The organism is Veillonella atypica KON (assembly GCF_002959915.1).
GTDB lineage: Bacteria > Bacillota > Negativicutes > Veillonellales > Veillonellaceae > Veillonella > Veillonella atypica.
In genome coordinates, this window is sequence record NZ_PPDE01000008.1 from 381,285 (window position 1) to 403,376 (window position 22,092).

Below are 22,092 nucleotides of genomic sequence, written 5' to 3' on the forward strand. Positions count from 1 at the left end.
TTTACAGTTGTTCTTGTGCCTTTAATGCGTCAAGTTCTTCTAATGCACGATTGGCAATGAGAGCATTTTTCTCTTTTTTCTTACGAATCCGTTGAGGCCATGATTCCATAATACCAAAATTAACATTCATAGGTTGGAAATTAGATCCTTCATAGGAAGATATATAGTGGCTCAATGATCCGATAGCCGTCGTTTTAGGGAAGTTGATAAATGCATTATCATCAAGGTATCGTTTTACCTGTAACCCTACCATAAGCCCTGATGCGGCTGATTCAAGATACCCTTCTACACCTGTCATTTGACCAGCAAAGAATAGTCGATGATCAGACTGTAATTGGAATGCATGATTGAGCAATTCTGGAGAATTGATATACGTATTACGATGCATCACACCATACCGAATAAATTCTGCATTTTCAAGGCCAGGAATTAAACCAAACACGCGTTTTTGTTCGCCCCATTTTAAATGAGTTTGGAACCCTACGAGGTTAAACATAGTTCCCTCTTTGTTTTCCTTACGCAATTGTACAACCGCATAGGATTCTTCATTGGTACGCTTATCCACTAAGCCTACTGGTTTCAATGGACCATAACGCAATGTATCCTCTCCACGAGATGCCATAATTTCCACAGGCATACAACCTTCAAAATAGATTTCCTTTTCAAAATCCTTAGGCTGTACGGCCTCAGCATGGGTCAATTCGTGCCAGAAGTGTTTATACTCTTCTTCATTCATAGGGCAATTAAGATAGTCAGCATCGCCTTTATCGTAGCGAGACGCAGCAAACACCTTATCATAGTTAAGAGACTCTGCGGTCACAATAGGGGCCGCTGCATCATAGAAATAAAAACCCGTATTACCGGTTAATTCTCTAATAGCATCACCTAGTGTTTCAGATGTTAATGGACCAGAAGCAAAGATAACGGTTCCTTCTGTAGGGATAGATGTCACCTCTTCATGATGCACTGTAATATTAGGGTGACTTTTTATCTTATCAGTTACCATAGCACTGAATAGATGACGGTCAACCGCTAAGGCACCACCAGCAGGTACAGCTGTTGCATCTGCACATTCCATAATTAACGAGCCTAATCGACGCATTTCTTCCTTTAGTAGACCAACAGCATTCTCTATATTACCAGCGCGCAAAGAATTACTACAAACTAGTTCAGCAAATTGATCCGTTTGATGAGCCGGAGAACTCTTTACAGGACGCATTTCATATAAATCGACAGCAACGCCACGATTGGCAAGTTGCCACGCTGCTTCAGAACCAGCTAAGCCAGCCCCTATAACAGTAACTCTATGTTCACTCACTCTTTGTATCCTCTTCTTTCTTTACTGAATCATCAGACTTTTTCTTTCTCGTTTTCTTAGGTGGTCTAGTTGGACATGTTTCATTGGAGCAGAATTTCTTCGTCGTACCATTTTTATATGATTTTTCGACAATGATACTGCCACATGTATCGCAGAACTCATGAGTCGGCTTATCCCATAACGTAAAATCGCATTGTGGATACCGGTTACAACCATAGAAGATACGACCACGCTTAGATTTTCGTTCTACGATTTCCCCTTCACCGCATTTAGGACAAGCAACACCGGTGCCAACCGTTATAGGTTTCGTATTCTTGCATTCTGGGAAGTTAGAACATGCTAAGAATTTACCATAACGGCCGAATTTATAGACCATAGGATGACCACAAAGCTCACAGGTTTCATCACTTTCCATGGATGCGATTTGAATTTTATCTACATCACTAGCATCATCTAATTCTTGCTTAAATATATTGTAAAAATTGGTCAATACCTTCACATACGTATCCTTACCATTAGCGATGGCATCGAGTTCTTCTTCAAGTTCTGCGGTAAACCCAGTGTTGATGATTTTTTCAAAATAGGCCACCAAGAAATCTACTACTACAAAACCGAGTTCTGTAGGTATAAATTGTTTATTATTAGTTTCTACATAGTTGCGGCTAACGATAGTATCTAAGATTGGCGCATATGTACTTGGGCGACCAATGCCTAATTCTTCCAATGTTTTGATAAGGCTTGCTTCAGAATATCTAGCAGGCGGTTGCGTAAAATGTTGTTCTGGGTCAATAAGTACCGTTTCCACCACATCAGATTTCTTCAATGCTGGTAATTGTGGCGTTTCTTCTTTCTTGTTATCTTCATAGACCGTACTAAATCCAGGGAATAACACACGGGAACCAGTTGCTTTAAATGTATAGGTATCATCAATATCTAGTTCAATAGTAGTGGACTCATTTTGTTGTGGTGCCATTTGGCTCGCCATAAAACGATTCCAAATCAATGTATACAACTTTAGTTCATCGCGACTTACAAATGGTTCTACCATTTTAGGTGTCAATTCAAGAGATGTAGGACGAATGGCTTCATGCGCATCTTGAGCGGATTCCTTCTTACCATATACATTCGGTTTAGCAGGGCAATATTCATCGCCATAGGTTCTCTTAATATAGTCTCGTGCCTGTTCTTGCATATCTTTGGATATACGTGTAGAGTCGGTACGCATATAAGTAATTAAACCTACGTGACCATAAGAACCGATTTCCAAACCTTCATATAAATGTTGAGCAATCATCATGGTCCGCTTAGCCCCAAAATTGAGCTTACGAACACCATCTTGTTGCAATGTAGATGTGGTGAAAGGCGGAGCTGGTTTACGGCTTCGTTTACTTTTCTTAACCGATGTAACAGTAGCCGTATGATCCGCAATAGCCTTTTGGATTGCTACTGCATCTGTTTCACATGTAATATCGAGTTTATCGCCCTTTACATGCGTTAGTTCAGCGGTAAACTCTTCATTAGTTTTTGTCTTAAATTGACCCTCAATAGACCAATATTCTTGAGGCACAAAGGCTTGTATTTCCCGTTCTCGTTCACATATGAGACGCACAGCTACAGATTGAACACGACCAGCGCTCAATCCTTTGCAAACCTTTTTCCATAATAGAGGGCTCAATTTATACCCTACAATGCGGTCTAAAACACGACGGGCTTGCTGAGCATCAACCATGTTCATATCCACAGTACGTGGATGCTCTAAGGCCTCTGCAACAGCAGTTTTCGTGATTTCATTGAAGGTAATACGACAATTAGATGTAGTATCTACGTTTAGAATGTATGCTAAATGCCAAGAAATAGCTTCCCCTTCGCGGTCCGGGTCAGTTGCGAGCAATACGGCGCTACTTTCATCGGCATGGGCCACCAAATCGTCAATTACCTTTTTACGCGCTACCAGATTGCTATATCGTGGGGTAAAATCATGATCAATGTCGATACCCATTTGAGATTTAGGCAAATCCCGAAGATGGCCCATACTAGCTTTTACAATATAATTAGGACCTAAAAATTTCTCGATAGTCTTAGATTTAGCCGGTGATTCCACGATGACAAGGATTTTACCATCCGGATTATACACGCGCGGTTTCCGTTGCTCTGGCGGCATCGATGTAGCCACAATCGATTTGTCGCGCACGATACCAACTGGTGTCAACGCCTCCTTGGCTACCTTTTTCTTGACCGAAGTCTTTTTCTTTTTTGTTTCTTGTTTTGGTTCTTTCGGTTCCCCAATAACGATAGATCGTTTAATGGACAAGTTTATCACTCCCGATTATGTTAATATAGCCCTTAGAATGAACCTTTTCAATCATATGTTTCATTTCAAGGTCTAATAAAATGCTCTGTAATCGTTGTAATGGAATGTGTGTTTTCTTGATTAAATCGCCTACACTAATACATTGATCGGTAGGAATTGTACTCAACACAACCTCCCATTCCACCTTAAAGCTTAACACATCGGACCCTTGCGTATCAACTACACGGGGCTTTAACTCATAATCCTCGATTATATCTTGTGCTTTCGTTAATATATTAGCCCCTTGGCGCATGAGCCAGTGATTGCCCTCCGCTACATTGCTTAAAATACTGCCAGGCACCACATAGATTTCACGTCCTTCATTGGCGGCCATATCAGCCGTTATCAGAGACCCACTGCTCGCCTTGGCCTCTACTACGATAATGATTTGTGAAAGCCCACTAATAATGCGATTCCTTGCGGGAAAATGGACACCTGACGGCGGTGTACCGGGAGGATATTCTGATACTAATAAACCATTGTTCTTAAGAACGGCATCAAATAATCGTTTATTCTCCGGTGGATATACAATATCTAAACCGCATCCCATAACAACGATCACTTGTCCATTTGCCGATAAAGCACCTTCATGGCTATGACTATCTATCCCCCTCGCACCACCACTGACTATGGCTACATTATACGCAGCTAGTTCCTTACCTATCCGCAGTGCCACATTACGACCATAATCAGAACATTTTCGAGCTCCTACCATGGCAATTTTCATAGTTTCATCATCTAACAACGATATATTTCCTCTCACAAATATGACGGCTGGCGGATTGTATATCTCTTGCAAATGCCCAGGGAATAATACGTCAAGGTACGTAATATATTCTATATGCCAGTTCTTAAGAGCCTTATAGATAGTCCGTAATCGTTCGTCGGTCGCCTCTTTCTCGATTTGCCTATATTTTGTGGACGGAATGCCTAGTATTGTCGTTAGGTTCTTACGATTTTGTAAAGCACACCATGCCTTATAAGGATCTCCAAACTTTTCGACTAAATCACGTATCGTTGCCGCTCCTAGTGAAGAAATACTCTGCATGGCGGCAATATAAAAATTACTTTCATACTGTTGCTCCATCATGAACTCCTATCCTCGACACATGATATGGAATGTGCCGATACATCATAGCTTCTGAAATATGTTCGTTTTCTATATATAAGGACCCATCTAAATCTGCAATGGTTCGACTCACCTTCAGCAATCGATCAAAGCTACGCCCTGTAAAATGAAATCGTTCATATACGTCTCCTAACAAGCCCCAGCAATCATCGCGTATATTACAAAGTTCACGAATAGCGCCATGTGGCAAGGCACCATTCGACTTAAAGGGTTGGTCTTGGAAACGTTCTAATTGCATCTGGCGCCCTTGCTCCACGAGTTGTTTCATATCTGCACTGCTCATAGAATCAGAATCCATACATAACATATCGTTAAAACTAGGTCTCTCTACAAGGATGAATAGATCTATGCGGTCCAATATAGGTCCAGATATTTTATGCTGATATCTTTCTAATTCTGTAGAGCTACAAACACACTCCTTATGAGGGTCCCCATAATATCCACAAGGACATGGATTTGCGGCGAGTATACATATAAAATCTGCTGGATAGTCATAACTATTTTGTAACCGATTCACAGTAATCATATGAGATTCTAATGGTTGCCGTAACGCATCTAATACATAGCGCGGAAATTCTGGTGCTTCATCAATAAATAGCACCCCTTTATGGGCTAATGTAATTTCTCCCGGTTTTGCATTACTACCGCCCCCTATGATGCTCGCCAAGGTTGCTGTATGGTGAGGACATCTAAAAGGCCGTTTAGCAATCAGCCTATTCTTTTCGAGCAACCCTGCCACATCATGAATGCGTGTTGTTTCTAGCCGCTCCTCCCAACTTAGGGGTGGTAAAATGGTTGGCAATCGTTCTGCCAACATAGTTTTACCAGATCCAGGCGGACCTATCATCATCACGTGGTGAACACCTGCAGCAGCAATAACCATGGCTCGTTTTCCTAGTTCTTGGCCTTGTACATCCTTGTAATCAATGAGGCTGTTGACCGCGTCATTACAATCGTCATCAACAGTGTCTACACGATATTCATCCGGTCGTATTACAAGTTTCACAATATCCGCCAATGTATGTGCACCATAGGATGTGATTGCTTCTATATTGTGCAGCAATGATACATTATCCGAACTTGTAAAGATCGTAAGAATCTTGTCATCAAGTGCTTTCATAGCCATACTAAGAATGCCTTGTGTCTTTTTTAGACTGCCATCTAAGGATAATTCGCCTATAAACAGAGTTGATTGTAATAATTTTGTTAATTTAGGTTTGCGTAGCCTAATTTGACCTGATGCGGCTAATACACCTATGGCTATGGGCAAATCTAATCCGGAACTACTTTTTCTGACCTCTGCAGGCCCTAGATTAACAACAATACGACGCATAGGAAAATCAAATCCACTATTTTTAATGGCTGCCCGCACGCGTTCTCTCGATTCTTTTACAGCTTGATTTGGGAGTCCCACAATGTCAAAGACAGGTAGCCCTTGAGATATATCCACCTCTACTGTTACAACGACGCCATCTAAACCATCTATGGTAGCACCATAGACCTTTGCATACATAATGGACCTCCTACAGGAAACACTGAGGCATATAGTGTACAGTGGCCTTAAAATCCTCATGTACATATACCTCAACTACATCAAAGGATAGTTCCTTCCATTTACGGTTCTGGGCCCGCAAATCCCGTATAAAATACATAGCTGCCTGCTTAATATGCTTTTGTTTACGTTTTGAAACGGCCTCCCGTGGCAATCCATGGGTGATACCACGACGCGCCTTGATTTCAATAAAATGATAGGTCAGCCCATTTTTGGCGATAATATCGATTTCACCTACCTTTGTTTTGTAATTGGTCGTTACAATTTTCAATCCTTGTTGCTCAATATACTGTCGAGCAATATCTTCTCCCCAATTACCAAGAGCTTTTGCATCTAATAGGTTACAATTTTGTTCACAATTCATCGTATTCATGATTACCTCCTTATGTATATAGATGCTTTCGAATACTTATATATACAACATATGACGGTCTGACCATGAATGTAAATAGAAAAGAGGTTCCTAATAGTCACCTAGGTGACCAATAGGAACCTCTTTCCCATAGATTTTTCATTTTTATTTCACAATAGAGTAATCTATATATTTATTTTTCTTCTCGATGCCATCCAACAATTGACTTAATCGGTTCAAAACTCTTTCTATGCAATGATGTCACACCTTGCTGCTCCACAGCCTCTTTGTGGATTTCTGTATAATATCCCTTATGTATGCCAAAACCATAACCAGGATATTCTTCATCGAGGCTTTTCATATATCGATCCCGTGTAACTTTCGCAATGATGGATGCCGCTGCAATATTTGCACTTTTACTATCGCCCTTGATGATAGATTCAACAGGTATCGTTAAATCAGGTAATTTCATGGCATCAGCTACGACAGCCTCTGCAGGTACATCAAGGGTGCGAATAGCCTCATACATCGCTTGACGTGTGGCCTCATAAATATTGAGCTCATCAATTTTTTCTGGACCGTAAGAAATACAGCTGACCGCTACAGCTTCCTCCATGATGATGTCATACAATGCTTCACGTTTCTCTTCAGTTAGCTTTTTAGAATCATTAAGGCCTGGAATTAATGTCATAGGAGGTAAAATGACTGCAGCTACGGTAACAGGGCCTGCAATGGGACCGCGCCCTACCTCATCGACGCCAGCTACATGATATAGCCCTTCATCATAGAACATGCCTTCATAGTCGTACATGCCCATCAAACGTTGTTGTTCTTTTAGCTCTTTTTCTTGACGTTTAATATAGGAGGCTGCTAATTTTTGAACGGAACTACGAGTATCTTCTTGTGCTAATGGTAAAATTTCCAGAGCTTGTTCCGTTTCAAAAAGAGCCTTAATATCAGCTACCTTTAACTTAGCGAAGATATCCTTATCCATGATATGTTTCCTCACCATCTTCTGGATAATACGGTTCTTCATCAACTTGGTCTAGTGTAATTGTACCAAGTTTTGTATTGCGATAGTCTTGCAAAATAATGCGGCGCGCCTTATCAAGGTCTACAACACCACCGCTTACAAGGCAGCCTCGACGACGACCAATACTTTCAAGAATTGTATCCACATCGGCCATCTCTTCTTCTTTTAATTTATAGCGTTCAATCAAGATATTAGGTGTATTCGTCAATAGATGGTTTAACAATTGCTTAATTACGTGCTCTAAGTCATATACATCATCAGAAATGGCACCTGTCATAGCAAGACGTGCGGCAGCCCGTTGGTCCTCTAATTTAGGCCATAATACGCCTGGCGTATCGAGCAATTCCATATTCTTACCAATTTTAACCCATTGTTGACCACGCGTGTGACCTGCCTTATTAGCCGTACGAGTTGCTGCAGAACCAGCCAAGGAATTAATTAATGTAGATTTCCCTACATTAGGAATGCCTAAGATGATGGTACGTATAGAACGGCTACGAATCCCCTTTGCTACCCAACGATCAATGATAGGTTTACTGAGACGTTCTACAGTAGATACTAATTTCTTATTACCCTTACCAGACTTGGAATCGATAGCTAATACAGTAATGCCTTGTTGCGTAAAGAATTCTGTCCATTCCTTCGTTGCTTTTGGATCTGCTAAATCTACCTTATTTAACAGTACAATATGCGGTTTTTGACCAACTAACTCTAAGATGACAGGGTTCGCACTAGAGCGAGGAATACGCGCGTCTAATAACTCGATAACAACATCTACCTTTTTGATGTACTCCGTTATCATGCGCGTAGCTTTCGCCATATGCCCAGGGAACCAATGTACGATAGGTGAATCTGCCATAATGTCTCCTTTCTATATATCTTGTATGAATGTATTTATATCTATATTTTAGCAAAAATAAAAGGCTGCCAACGGCAGCCTTTTAAGAACATTAGCGTTTTTCGCGAATACGAGCAGCTTTACCAGTAAGGTTACGTAAGTAGTACAATTTAGCACGACGAACAACACCACGGCGCATAACTTCGATTTTAGCTAAGCGTGGGCTGTGAAGTGGGAATGTACGTTCTACACCTACACCGGATGCAATACGACGAACTGTGAAAGTTTCACGTACGCCACCGTTTTGACGTTTAATTACCAAGCCTTCGAATACTTGGATACGTTCACGGCTACCTTCCACTACTTTTACGTGTACGCGTACTGTATCACCAGCACGGAAAGTAGGGATGTCTGTACGAAGTTGTTCTTGTTCGAGTACGTTAATAATGTTCATTGTTTCCTCCTGTTTGCAGACATTCAATACCTACACCTTATAGGCAGCGGACTGTCTCAAATTAACAGTAATATATTATCACAAGTCAATGTACAATGCAAGAGGTTACACACTATATATTGTATAGATTTATATACCCATTTCACCACAACTATATACAAATATATAGCTTAATCAATACGACCTAATAGGTCATACAAATCTTGTCGATCCTCTGGCGATAATCGTCTAAACCGATGAGCTAACTGCTGTTCCCTATGTTCAACTAAACTATGTGCTTCTTCTTTCCCTGCATCGGTTAGTGTTACAACAGTTGTCCGCTTATCCATCGTATCGATGGTCTTTTCTACAAACCCCAATTGTATGAGTACATCCAGTTGCTCTGATACGGTAGCTGGACGAATCTGTAAACTATCCACTAATACACGTTGGCTCGTTCCCTTACCGATTGTATATAATTCCATAAGTATTCTATAACGTGAACCTTCACGCTTAGCCGTCACATTACGGAGGGCATTGAATAATTCAACATTTGTAATCATAATGACATCTCCTTACAACTTTGTATACTTTATGTATTCGACATAGATGCCAAAATTCCTGCATAAAGAAAAGGCAACCACAGTTGCCTTTCCTCAGTTTCACATAGTTAAGACAAATGTAATTTCCTAACTATATAAAATATATGTTATTTTAATGCACTAATATCGCCGATAATAGCCATTACGCTATAGGCTAAACGAACAAGTTGTAAACGGTTAGCTTTAATAGCTTCATCTTTGTCCATAACCATAACATCTTCAAAGAATTTGTTGATGGCAGGCACCAATGTAGCAGGTACTGCCACAACAGCGTCATAGTCATTTTTATCCCATGCATCGATACTTGCTTCAGATGCTTTTGTAGCCATTTCATACAAGGCACGTTCTGCATCTTCTTTCAATAGGCTTTCATCAACACCGGTATATGTTACATCTTTCACAAGATTATACATACGTGTGAAAGCTTGTACTAATTCAACATTTTCATCAATGCGATTAGCTAAGAGCGCTTTCACAAGACCTTCAGCATCCGCAACAGACAATTCATTGTTAGATAATAACAAGTCGATTACGTGATGAGGCACTTCACGGTCAAGGAAAATGTTTTTCAAACGCAATGTAATGAATTCTTCTACTTGGCCAAGCAATTCATCTTGTTTATCTGCAGGCACATTAAGAAGATTCATAGATTCCACGATGATTTGACGTAAGGAAATATTCCATTCGCTGTTAAGCAATATGTTCAAGATACCAATTGTTTGACGGCGTAATGCATATGGGTCTTGAGAACCGGTAGGAATCAAGCCACGGCTAAATGTAGCAACGATGTTATCGATTTTGTCGATAATGGACAACACTTTACCAGCTTCTGTTTGAGGCAATACGTCGCCTGCAAAACGTGGTAAATATTGTTCAAAAATGGCTTCTGCTACTTCTGGGGATTCACCGTCAAGTAACGCATATTCTTTACCCATTACACCTTGTAATTCAGTAAATTCTGTAACCATACCTGTTGTAAGGTCTGTTTTGGCAAGTTCAGTAGCACGTTCTAATACGACGCGCGCATCTTCGTGTAGTTCACATTCTTCACTAAACACAAGGCCTAATGTTAACAAACGTTCTGTTTTGTCAGCCAAGTTACCAAGACCTTCTTGGAACAAGATTTTTGTCAAACCATCTTGACGGTCGATAAGAGGTTTCTTGCGGTCTTCGTTAAAGAAGAATTTGGCATCATCAAGACGAGCACGCAATACGCGTTCATTACCAGCTTGAACTACTTCGATGGAATGGTCGGAGCCGTTGCGAACTGTTAAGAACATTGGCAACAATTTACCGTCTTGGTCAACCAATGGGAAGTAACGTTGATGATCTTTCATTGGTGTAATGATGGCTGCATCTGGAAGTGCCAAGTAGGATTCTTCAAAGCCACCACACAATGCTGTAGGCCATTCAACAAGATAGTTAATTTCTTCTAACAAATCATCATCCCAAACGATAGATGCATTTTTAGAAGCTGCAATATCATGTAATTGTTTAGAGATCAATTCACGACGCGCATCTTGATCAACCATAACAAAGTTTTCTTTTAATGTGTCTACATAGGATGCTGCATTCTTAATAGTGATTTCATCAGCACCTAAGAAACGATGACCACGTGTTACATTACCAGATTTTACAGTAGCAAATTCTACAGGAATTACTTCTTCATCAAGTAATGCTACAAGCCAACGTACAGGACGTACGAATTTAGCATCTAAATTGCCCCAATGCATGGATTTAGGGAAGTTAAGGCCTGTAATCAATTGAGGCAACATATCTGTAACGATATCTTTTGCAGGTACGCCTGCAGTTTTAGTTTCAGCGTAAATATAACCGTCTTCTACAACGAGATCAGCTACATCAAGACCTTTACCACGAGCAAAGCCGATAGCTGCTTTTGTAGCATTGCCGTCAGCATCGTATGCGATGGATGCAGAAGGGCCCTTATGACGTTCGCTGATTTCAGCAGATGTGTCAGCAAGACCTTTCACGATAAGAGCCAAACGACGTGGTGTGCCGTAAGTTGCGATGCTTTCAAAAGGAAGATGGGCATCATTTAATTTTGTTTCAGCCAATTGTTTCAATTGACCTAAGATATTAGGCATAAAGCCGGCAGGAATTTCTTCTGCACCGATTTCAAATAATAAATCCTTTGCCATCTTATTTATCTCCTTTCAAAAGTGGGAAACCTAATTCTTCGCGTTTAGCGAGGTATTGTTGTGCACAAATACGAGCTAATGCACGTACGCGGCCGATGAAAGCTGTACGTTCGCTGATGGAAATAGCACCACGGGAATCAAGCAAGTTGAATGTGTGGGAACATTTCAATACATAATCGTAAGCTGGTAATACATAACCTGCACCACAAACACGTTTTGCTTCTGCTTCGTACATATCAAACAATTTGAAAAGCATATCTGTATCAGCTAATTCAAAGTTATAAACGGATTGTTCAACTTCGTTGGCATGCCAAACATCACCGTATGTAACGTTTTCATTCCATTTAAGGTCATATACGTTTTCTACGCCTTGAATGTACATAGCCAAACGTTCTAAACCATATGTAATTTCTACGGAAACTGGTTTACAGTCGATGGAACCAACTTGTTGGAAATATGTGAACTGAGTTACTTCCATACCGTCGAGCCATACTTCCCAGCCAAGGCCCCAAGCGCCTAGTGTTGGAGATTCCCAGTTATCCTCTACGAAACGGATATCGTGATCTTCAGCATGAATACCAAGTGTTGCCAAGGATTGTAAGTACAATTCTTGGATATTATCTGGAGATGGTTTCACAATAACTTGGAATTGATGATGTTGGAACAAACGGTTAGGATTATCACCATAACGACCGTCTGCTGGACGACGAGAAGGCTCTACATAACATACAGCCCATGGTTCAGGACCAATTGCATGCAAGAATGTAGCAGGGTTCATTGTACCTGCACCCTTTTCGATGTCATATGGATTTTGAACGATACAACCTTGTTCACTCCAAAACTTTTGTAGATTTAGTATAATCTCTTGAAATGTCATTGCTGCCTCCACTTTACACAACCGACATAAAATCAACCATTTCGTTACAAACAAAAAAGTCCCTGTAACGAAAAACGTTACAGGGACGAGTATACCCGCGGTTCCACCCTATTTGGCTTGCGCCCTCTTTTTTCTATGTTGGCCTTTACTAACAGATTTCTGCGTTCCTGCCAATGCTCTGCAGCGCCTTCAACCAAATGTGAGCTTACACCATCCTCACTCGCTAGAGAGGTTTACTACTCTGCTTCATCGCATATATTATACACAATATTGTAGCAATACAGGGGGATGAATGTCAACACAGATATAAATTAATGGGTACCAGTAATGCGGTTACTTTACATATAAGGATTTAAGAATCCAAAGAATTATAGAGCCTCCAGCAATCAATCGTTCCCAATTATTCATATCAGCATATAATACAACCCAGATGAATAATATGATATAGATAGTCAACCAAATGTAATCATAAAATGTATAAGAAGGAAATGAAAACCTAAAAAAGTAAAGTGCTGATTATCTCTCTTTAAAATTCTATCAACCCATCCAATCACAAACCATATCCAAAAGGAAATTAGAGAGTTTCCTTCATTTATATATCTTCGGTAAATAAGTTTAAGAAGTTTTCTGCGACGAATAATTGGCCATCCAATAATCAAATTAGTAATAGATGAGACTACAAATCCGCCCCATAAGGCATATAAGCCATCCACCGGCAATGCTTTTAGTACACTTGAACCCCAACATAATGTGGATATTATAATACCCAACAACCGAAATCTAACTAATCTTAAAAGATTATACTTTATTTTATATACATTCATTCATTTATCCTATCCGTAATGGGTACTTCTTTTCTATAAAAGTATCTTAAATCTAAATCTTTATTTATCCAAAATTTAGATATCTGACTTCTAATAAGCCAAAAATCTTCCTTACAAATTATACTTTTATCAATAAAACTTAAATTGCCTTGAATGGCATCCCAAGCAATAATATAGTAATCATGACCAGAAATAGTAATTTTTATTGCTACATCAACACTATTTATTTCATCTGAATAAAATGTAGTAAATTCATCATTAACAATACTAATCTGTTCTATGATTCCATTAATATTATTTGATACTATTTGATGGTAATCTGTATCTTCATTCATTTTAATACAACGTTTTATTTCAAAATTAGGGTATTCATCATACTCTTCAGTTTCTATATAGTCATTAACAATCTCAATGTATGAATCCTGAATTTGTAAATATATCACTACATCATTATTTTCATCTAAATTTTTTTGACTTCTATCTGGAGTAAATCCAAATAATTTTTGAGAAAAAATATTATCTACATGTTGATTCATTATACCTGCAAGTATATCTAAACTGTTTTTATTTATATGATTAATCATAATTCCTACACTACTCTATTTCTTAACGATGTTTAACTATTCAATATCTCTTTTTTAATCAATTTTCCTTATGATTCTACGGCCCGAACATTTTATCTAACCTATTATTTACTATTCTTTATTCGCTTATGTTACCTTTAACCATATATAAAATCAAAATTGTACATTTCTATATCATCATTTTTGTACCTTCTCACAATATCATTTCCATATTCACAAGGTACTCATCATATATGAATAATCTTATCTCCCAATCTTATAAATATGAAATTACACATAAAATAAAATGGCCATTAAAAATAATAATATGGTAAACAAAGAAAATAAGTAATAAATCCATTTATTATCACTATTTTTAAATATTAGTGAAAACAGGTAAGCACTAAATGATAATAACAAAAACTCAATTAGATACTTAAATTGTTTATTTATAAAATCTAAAAACTTGAAGTCCGTAAAAAATACAAATAAAAATATACCCAAACTAATAAGTCTATATAATTCATTTTTATCTTTATTAGATCTTCGTATATATTGGACTACACTATAGGCAAAGAGTAAAAACAAGAATGTAGTAGAAACATAATATATTAATTTCATTTATTATACTCTCCTTCTCATTTAATCCCTTCATCTGTTGGAATATCATTATGCATTACTTTCAACAAATATCATATACAAATGGGCAATAGCAATTAGCTTATATCCCTTAAACTATTTATATCCCAACTACTTTTTACAAATATTCTGTATATAATAAAAATATTTAAATACGGAACCAATAATAATATGACCCAGAGACCACTATATAAACTATCGTGTAATCTACGAATACATAATGTCAGAATTGATAGAATAGCATAAAAATATAAGACATAAAATATACCTATTGATATAGGTGTAAGTATTTCTATTCCTGTCTCATCTTTAATCATAAAAAGCATTGAGATAAAATTTACGATTAAGCTAATAATCATACCAAATGATCCTATACCAAAATAAGCCTCTACTCTTTTAGCTCTGCCGTTAAGACAAAACGACTGATGTATATAAATATTCCTCATATACTCTAATAATCCATTTTTATTCTCTAGAGTTAACTTGTTATTTAAATAACCAACAGATTTCGTTGGTGAAATCAATTGAACACTACTATTTCCATATTGATTATTACCATGATTACTTGGGAGTAGGCATAAAAATATTGTTAGTATAAAAATAATACCTAATTCTAGAAGTAAGAGTTCTTCAAAAAATGCTATATTTAATCCATCAACTACAAATAGATCATACATATAATATCCATATATACTACAACTTATTATTAACCATAAGTATAGCCATTTTCCTGATAATCCAAAATCATGTAATCTACGTCTGCTTAACTCTATAACTAAACAAACACCCATTAGTTTAAAGATATAACGTAAGTAATACATCTCTATTAATTGGATAGACAAAGTGTTTATAATTGCATTACCAACAAAATAAGTAAAGAATAAACCAATCAATATAATAAGGTAGGCCTTCTTACTTATTCGTGTATTATGGAGTAAATCATATATATTTTGTTTTATAAGTTGTATCTCTTCACTTATCATCTATTTTATCTAACGCTTTTTACACTAAAAAATTAATCCGAATTCTAACAAGTACACATAGTCACCTAAATCATCATATCTGATTTTCAACTAAGTAGATTATAACTTATTAAATTTAAGAGATTTCTCACAATCCAAAAATTTCTTTCAATATGCCAAAGAATATTAACCAACTAACAAATCCAGCACCAAAAAAATCATAGTGGATTTCAGCACCGTTCATATAATCATACGCCATTCCATATATAATTGAAGTCAATGAAAATAATGCAAATGCATAGAAAAATAATTTTTTTATAGTAACCATTTTAATTTTCACCTAAAAAACAAAAAATAAATTTAATAATACTATATTTACTACATACAATGTCATTTCTTTCATAATATAAGCCTTCTTTACTTATAGATTTTTAAACCTGATGTAAAGCTAATAAATCAACATCGTTATAAACTAATGTCAATAAATTATAGTTTTGATCTATTGAAAATGTCCCTTTAAGACCTCCTGCATCAATAAATGAGTAAGTATTATCATCAATTTTATAGAATTCACTTTCTAAAGGTACAAAATATTTATCTAATTCTAAACCTACCTTCTCCGCATCTTCTTTAGAGCACTGCAAAACATCCTGTATTCGTTTAAAAAATGGCTTATGAACATTTTCTATTCTGTCTTCTATTATTTTATTAACCTTACTATAAGTCTTATATCTATAGATCAGATATAAAATTGCTAATAATAAAGCAATATTCTCCTTCATAGTTTCCTCTAAAATCTTAGTTATTGTTACAGACTACACCTAATATATCTTTATATCGATACCTATAAGATTACAATTCAACTCTATTTTATATTTTTAATTAACAATACTTTATGCATTCAAATCGAAATTTAAACATTCTCAATACCTATAATAGAAGGCTTAAAAAGAATTAAATATAAAACATATATATTTATATAAGGTATCCATAATCCCAATAGCCATAACGCACTTGCTCCAGAGTCATGTAATCTTCTAATAATCATACCTATGTTAGCCAATAGTAACCAATAATAAAAAATATATGCTATATAATCGTGCCACATATGAGATACAAATTGACTTTGAATCATGGTACTTATAATTTGATTTAAAAGAGCAATAGTTATGATAAATATAAGATTACACCATATAATCTGTGATCGACTTTGCCTACCTTTGATATTCAACATATCGGTAATAAATGTTTTTTTCATCACCTTAAGAATGTCATTTAATCCAATATATTCAATAGTTGATTCATCTAATTTCCTATATTCAATGAGATCGTGATATATAATCTTATGATTGCCTACTAAAGCACCATAACTAGCTAAACCATATTTTAAGTCTCTTGGAATATGGTTGAGTAAAATAAACAAAAAAGCTAGTAACATGATTCGTATTGACATCCAAAAATATAGAGAAAATTCAAATGTAACCGAATTTAAACCTGTAGTAAAAACACGATAAATATATAGACCGCCAAAGAATATTAAAGCAAAAGCAAAACAATAACTAACAAGTTTTCCACCTGTATGTAAATCACTATCATTAAAACGATACTGTATTAATCTTGACATTCCTATAGCGCAAATAAGCAACTGTAAACTTGCTAATATAATATATTCAGATTCAGTAATCCTTAAATCACTTATTATAAACAAATCAAAATTTTGAAACTCTAATCTAATTATTCCTTCGCTAAAAGATGCTAATAAATAGCCCATTATATATAACGTATAAAATATAAATAATAATAAAGCTATAGTATATTCAATTTTATTTAAACGAATATTATGCTTAAGCATCATCAAATTTTGCTTTAAAATATAATACTCATCCTGTATATAGCTCATATTCTCTTCTCTCTTAATCTAGTAAAGTTTGTAATTTATTAATCTTATATTTATATCACATTATATAAGAATATTAATAAATTTTAAACCACCTACCAAAGATTACCAGTCATCTTTAATAGGTGGTTCATTTTATTCCCCCTTAGCGATACGATCTAAGAGTTCAATATGTTATTGTAAATTACGCTTTCACTACAACAGATACACCATCAGGAATAACTGTAATGCTTGCATCTTTACCTTTTAATTCCAAAGCCTTATTCAATGCTTCATCAAATGTGCTAGCATGTTGTAAATGCATATCTGTAAGCATCTTAGGGTCGCATTGGTCTGTTACAACGATAACTGTAAATTGATCTAGAATACGAGCCAAGATTTGCATTTCCCATTGGTCTGGAATTGTTTCATTACGAGGTACCTTAGCAATGCGGTCTAATAATTCACGAGGTGTTTTGGCATTTTTAAGGTTTTCGTATAGTGATTCCCCACCATGACCATCATTACAAGCGGCAATCATGATGATAACGCCATCTTTTTTACAAGATGCTTCGGCAGCTGTCATGCCTTTTACAGCTTGATATACGTTTTGGTCTAAAGGATACCCACCATTTGTAGTGATAACGATGTCTGCTGGTACAGCTTTCACACTAGCTAGTTCAGACACAAAAGCACAGCCAGTTTCATGAGCCTGTTCCATATCACCAGCAAAAGCATTGATAATATGTTTTTCCGCATCGATGACAACATTTAAAATAAATGCTAGTTTCGCAGTACGTCCAGCGTATACCATATCCTTATGAATTGGATTGTTCTCGATAATACCTGTACGAGCATATGGGCTGTTGATAAATTCAGCACAGTGATTTGCCATTACAGTCACTTCGGAAGCAATACCTGGCAATACGCTTTTTCTACCGCCAGAGAAACCAGCAAAGAAATGTGGCTCAATGAAACCTTCAGAAATTAATAACTCAGTTTCTACAGCTAGTTTATTGATGATGCAGTCTCCACCGGATGGCAACACGCCTATTTTAGTCATTTGACTAGCATCACCAGAGATATGGTTTACAATCTTTTCATTAGCTACGATTTCAGGGCCGAATTTATCTACCATTTCTTCATGCGTAGTAGGTCGATGGAAACCAGTAGCTAGTAAAATAGTAATATCGATGGATGGATTAGCTTCACGAATACGGCGAAGTAGAATTGGCATCGTAATTTTGCTAGGCACTGGACGCGTATGGTCACTTGTGATGATGACCATGTTGGATTTACCCTTTACCAATTCTTCCAAGCGTTGGCTACCGATAGGATTATCTAGCGCATGTTCTACCAATGCCTCTTGTGAAAGCTCAGCCTTATAGGAATGGGCTTTAGATTCTAATACACCTGCTATATTTTGATCAGGAATATTGATATCTACAAATCCTTTTGCATAGGGTACATTAAATGTTTTCATGGGAATCACTCCTTAACTTAACACTATCAAACTATAAATAACCCGCTACGACAAATCAATCCTCCTTCTTACGCAATTGTCGTTTAAGGTCTAACAAACTCATATCATTTTGCTTAGCAATAGTAGCCAGTGAATCATATTCATATTTATGTCTCTTTACACCAAATCCACTGCTTGTTTTAAAAACAATTCTATTGCCTTCCCAATCTATGTCTCCTGTAGACCGGTTCAAAATATATCGATTACAGCGGTGGTATCGAATACCAAGGCTCGTAGTATGTCTAAATATTAAATCTCGCACCTTATCCATGTCGCCTTCCTTACAAAGGACCGTCAGCATCGTACCAGGTCGTTGTTTTTTCATCATAATCGATGTGGTAAACACGTCTAGTGCTGGTGAAAGTAATAACTGTTCTACTGCATAGCCGATTTCTTCTGGCGTCATATCGTCGAGATTACAAGACATTTCAATGATTATATCTTCTAAATCATTGTTTATTTCAACAAAGGCGCGAATACAATTCGGTCTTTCAAATTGTTTCGTACCAAATCCATAAGATACCTTTGTTGGTGTCATAACAGGCATATGGCTAAAGGCTGTACCAAAATACTTAGCTAACGCTGCGCCTGTAGGCGTACATAGCTCACCCTTAATCTGATAATCTGCGTACATTGGAATACCCGCTAATAACTCCATCGTTGCTGGTGCTGGCACAGGTAGTTCTCCGTGAGCACAGTGAACCGTGCCAGTTCCTACATGTATAGGAGAGATAATAATCTCATCAAACTTCAATGCCTCTAAGAGTACACAAACGGCCACAATATCTGCAATAGCATCGAGCATGCCCAGCTCATGGAAATGAATTTGCGTCACTGTAGATTTATGAACCTTGGCCTCCGCTTGAGCTACCAGATTATATACGTTTATAGCATTCTGTTTACACATATTGGAAATAGATAAGCTATTGATTATATCCGTTACACCCTGTAAACCTCGGCCGTGCACATGCTCTTCGCTATGTACATGGTGCTCCGAATGTTTTCCGTGCCCATGTACATCACTATGTTCATGATGAGCATCGTGATGTTGATGATCCGTATAATGCTGGTCATGGGGACTACCTGTATGATGTTCAGACTCTTCTATACCATTAATGGTAACCGCTACCCGATAACCTTGTAAGCCTTTATTTTCTTTCGGAATAAGTGTATAGGTAACATTAGGTATCCCTATTTGATTAAGCCGTTCTATCCATATTTTAGGGTTATCTACTAAACCGAGTAATGTCGCGGTCAGCATGTCTCCTGCAATGCCCATTTGACAATCTAAAAATAATCGTTTCATTTACTTTCACCTATATGATTAATCATATTCGCTGTATAAGCAGCACCAAATCCATTGTCTATGTTGACAACCGTAACACCGCTAGCGCAGGAATTGAGCATCGATAATAACGCCGTAACACCACCAAATGACGTTCCATAACCAACACTAGTTGGTACGGCGATAACAGGTACATCCACAAGGCCCCCAACAACACTTGCTAAAGCCCCTTCCATGCCGGCAATGACAACGATAACCTTAGCAGACATGATAGTATCCAAATGTTGTAACAAACGATGAATACCCGCCACACCTACGTCATAAATTCGATTGACCGTATTACCATAAAATTCAGCTGTAATTGCACATTCTTCAGCCACTTTATAATCACTTGTACCTCCGGTAACAATAGCTATACTTGACTCTGTTTTCTTCGTAGGCATATCACCAACGTAGCCGATATGAGCATCATTGATATAAGTCAAGGAATGGTGTTCTTGAACCTCTGTAGCCACATCAGGTGCTAATCGTGTAATCAATATATGACCTTGCCCATTAGACTGCATGGAGGAGATAATACCCACGATTTGTTCACTAGTTTTACCAGCACCATAAATAACCTCTGGTACACCTTGTCGTAATTGACGATGTAAATCTACGTTTGCATACCCTAAATCCTCAATCGGTTTCATCTTTAGCTTTAATAAGGCTGCATCCACATCTACCTGACCATTTTTTACTTGCTCTAGAAGAGATCTAATATCATCGCTCATGAACGCACCTCTAAATCTAATACAACCTCATCAAACATAGATTTAAAACATATGAGAATCTCAATCCTATTCTTAATAACAATAGCTATTTGATTCTCTGGGACTTGAATTTTAGCAGTATTTCCTATCAGACGAACTCTAAAATCTGATAAACCTAACGAAAATAAATACCCTTCCGCTTTTTCGATATGTTCTAAATCATAACCTGTTATGTGCTGTCCCGCTTGAAATCTCGTAGCTAAACAGGCATAGGATGGTTTATCCCAGGTAAATAAATTAGCCTGTTTGGCCAACTGGCGAATCATAGATTTTGTTAAGCCACAGTCTCTTAGTGGCGACTTAACAGATAGCTCAGCTATTGCTTTCATACCAGGGCGATCATCTACCTCATCACTGGCATTGGTTCCATCGCATAATATGGAAAATCCATCGCGTTTAGCCTGTTCACTTATCGTTGTGAATACATAATGTTTACAGTAATAGCATCGATCACTTGGGTTGCTCGTTACATCATCATGTTCGAGTACATCAATATCTATGATTTCTAAGGGAATACCGATACATTCTGCAATTTTCTTGGCATCATCTAATTCAAACTGTGGCACAAACTGGGACTTAACAGTATATGCTTTGCATGGAATGCCAGATTGTTTGACAGCATATGCTAAATAGGATGAATCTACACCACCAGATAAAGCCACACCTACATTACCTAATGTCTTTATATACTCGATTAATTCCATTCCATACAATCCTTTAATAAATTTCTATAATCTATAGTTTCAAAATAAAAAAATAAAATAGAGCCATCACTATAGGCTCTACTATCACTCTACTATATATAGAACAACCATTAATGTATTTAGTATAAAACTTTTTGTTCGCATTTTCTAACTCATAAATGAGATATATGTTCAGGTAATACATTATATTTTTTCTATATAAGAAAGCCACTTATCTTAAATAGGTTTATCTAACCTATTCGAGATAAGTGGTTTAAAATTT

At 37.1% G+C, this 22,092-nt stretch carries 19 protein-coding genes; all 19 read right to left on the reverse strand.

The genetic code is table 11. The annotated features are described in order from the left end of the window. Position 1: 1 nt before the first annotated feature. The gene (gene trmFO, locus VAHSUH02_RS05750; protein ID WP_005383381.1) at positions 2 to 1,318 is read right to left on the reverse strand and encodes a methylenetetrahydrofolate--tRNA-(uracil(54)-C(5))-methyltransferase (FADH(2)-oxidizing) TrmFO; all 1,317 of its coding nucleotides are present in this window, start codon (positions 1,316 to 1,318) and stop codon (positions 2 to 4) included. Next, entirely contained in the window at positions 1,311 to 3,629 is a 2,319-nt protein-coding gene (topA, locus tag VAHSUH02_RS05755; protein ID WP_038148787.1) for a type I DNA topoisomerase, read from the reverse strand. Before topA ends, trmFO begins: the two co-directional genes overlap by 8 nt. After that, positions 3,619 to 4,755, reverse strand: a complete 1,137-nt coding sequence (gene dprA / locus VAHSUH02_RS05760) for a DNA-processing protein DprA (protein ID WP_038148789.1) — start codon at positions 4,753 to 4,755, stop codon at positions 3,619 to 3,621. The genes topA and dprA overlap by 11 nt, the downstream gene beginning before the upstream one ends. Beyond that, entirely contained in the window at positions 4,739 to 6,310 is a 1,572-nt protein-coding gene (locus VAHSUH02_RS05765; RefSeq protein ID WP_005383384.1) for a YifB family Mg chelatase-like AAA ATPase, read from the reverse strand. Before VAHSUH02_RS05765 ends, dprA begins: the two co-directional genes overlap by 17 nt. A gap of 10 nt (positions 6,311 to 6,320) precedes the next feature. Further along, positions 6,321 to 6,722: a YraN family protein gene (locus VAHSUH02_RS05770; protein ID WP_005383385.1), complete on the reverse strand. Its 402-nt coding sequence runs from the start codon at positions 6,720 to 6,722 to the stop codon at positions 6,321 to 6,323. A 172-nt stretch (positions 6,723 to 6,894) separates the two neighbouring features. Then, positions 6,895 to 7,695, reverse strand: a complete 801-nt coding sequence (locus tag VAHSUH02_RS05775) for a ribonuclease HII (protein WP_005383387.1) — start codon at positions 7,693 to 7,695, stop codon at positions 6,895 to 6,897. Then, positions 7,688 to 8,593 carry a ribosome biogenesis GTPase YlqF gene (ylqF, locus tag VAHSUH02_RS05780; RefSeq protein WP_005383389.1) on the reverse strand — a complete coding sequence of 302 codons (906 nt, stop codon included), beginning with the start codon at positions 8,591 to 8,593 and terminating at the stop codon, positions 7,688 to 7,690. Before ylqF ends, VAHSUH02_RS05775 begins: the two co-directional genes overlap by 8 nt. Before the next feature lie 91 nt (positions 8,594 to 8,684). Beyond that, positions 8,685 to 9,026 carry a 50S ribosomal protein L19 gene (gene rplS, locus VAHSUH02_RS05785; protein ID WP_005377523.1) on the reverse strand — a complete coding sequence of 114 codons (342 nt, stop codon included), beginning with the start codon at positions 9,024 to 9,026 and terminating at the stop codon, positions 8,685 to 8,687. Between the two features lie 170 nt (positions 9,027 to 9,196). Further along, positions 9,197 to 9,568, reverse strand: coding sequence for a MarR family winged helix-turn-helix transcriptional regulator (locus VAHSUH02_RS05790; RefSeq protein WP_005377527.1), 372 nt, complete (start codon positions 9,566 to 9,568; stop codon positions 9,197 to 9,199). 146 nt (positions 9,569 to 9,714) lie between these two features. Then, positions 9,715 to 11,766, reverse strand: coding sequence for a glycine--tRNA ligase subunit beta (glyS, locus tag VAHSUH02_RS05795; protein ID WP_005383392.1), 2,052 nt, complete (start codon positions 11,764 to 11,766; stop codon positions 9,715 to 9,717). A gap of 1 nt (position 11,767) precedes the next feature. Further along, positions 11,768 to 12,643 carry a glycine--tRNA ligase subunit alpha gene (gene glyQ / locus VAHSUH02_RS05800; RefSeq protein WP_005377537.1) on the reverse strand — a complete coding sequence of 292 codons (876 nt, stop codon included), beginning with the start codon at positions 12,641 to 12,643 and terminating at the stop codon, positions 11,768 to 11,770. 820 nt (positions 12,644 to 13,463) lie between these two features. Continuing rightward, positions 13,464 to 14,051 (reverse strand): hypothetical protein, encoded by a 588-nt coding sequence (locus VAHSUH02_RS05810; RefSeq protein ID WP_005383400.1) that lies wholly within the window; start codon positions 14,049 to 14,051, stop codon positions 13,464 to 13,466. A gap of 695 nt (positions 14,052 to 14,746) precedes the next feature. Beyond that, positions 14,747 to 15,652, reverse strand: coding sequence for a DUF805 domain-containing protein (locus tag VAHSUH02_RS05820; RefSeq protein ID WP_005383402.1), 906 nt, complete (start codon positions 15,650 to 15,652; stop codon positions 14,747 to 14,749). A gap of 410 nt (positions 15,653 to 16,062) precedes the next feature. Next, positions 16,063 to 16,413 (reverse strand): hypothetical protein, encoded by a 351-nt coding sequence (locus VAHSUH02_RS05830; protein ID WP_005383404.1) that lies wholly within the window; start codon positions 16,411 to 16,413, stop codon positions 16,063 to 16,065. Positions 16,414 to 16,544: 131 nt separating this feature from the next. Continuing rightward, positions 16,545 to 17,531: a DUF805 domain-containing protein gene (locus tag VAHSUH02_RS05835; RefSeq protein ID WP_005383405.1), complete on the reverse strand. Its 987-nt coding sequence runs from the start codon at positions 17,529 to 17,531 to the stop codon at positions 16,545 to 16,547. Positions 17,532 to 17,712: 181 nt separating this feature from the next. After that, complete coding sequence (gene larA, locus VAHSUH02_RS05840) at positions 17,713 to 18,990, reverse strand: nickel-dependent lactate racemase (RefSeq protein ID WP_005383406.1); 1,278 nt, start codon at positions 18,988 to 18,990, stop codon at positions 17,713 to 17,715. 55 nt (positions 18,991 to 19,045) lie between these two features. Continuing rightward, on the reverse strand, positions 19,046 to 20,335 hold the full coding sequence (larC, locus tag VAHSUH02_RS05845) for a nickel pincer cofactor biosynthesis protein LarC (protein ID WP_005383407.1): 1,290 nt from the start codon (positions 20,333 to 20,335) through the stop codon (positions 19,046 to 19,048). Beyond that, positions 20,332 to 21,087 carry a nickel pincer cofactor biosynthesis protein LarB gene (larB, locus tag VAHSUH02_RS05850; RefSeq protein ID WP_005383408.1) on the reverse strand — a complete coding sequence of 252 codons (756 nt, stop codon included), beginning with the start codon at positions 21,085 to 21,087 and terminating at the stop codon, positions 20,332 to 20,334. The genes larC and larB overlap by 4 nt, the downstream gene beginning before the upstream one ends. Continuing rightward, entirely contained in the window at positions 21,084 to 21,830 is a 747-nt protein-coding gene (larE, locus tag VAHSUH02_RS05855; RefSeq protein WP_005383411.1) for an ATP-dependent sacrificial sulfur transferase LarE, read from the reverse strand. Before larE ends, larB begins: the two co-directional genes overlap by 4 nt. Between the last annotated feature and the right edge of the window lie 262 nt (positions 21,831 to 22,092).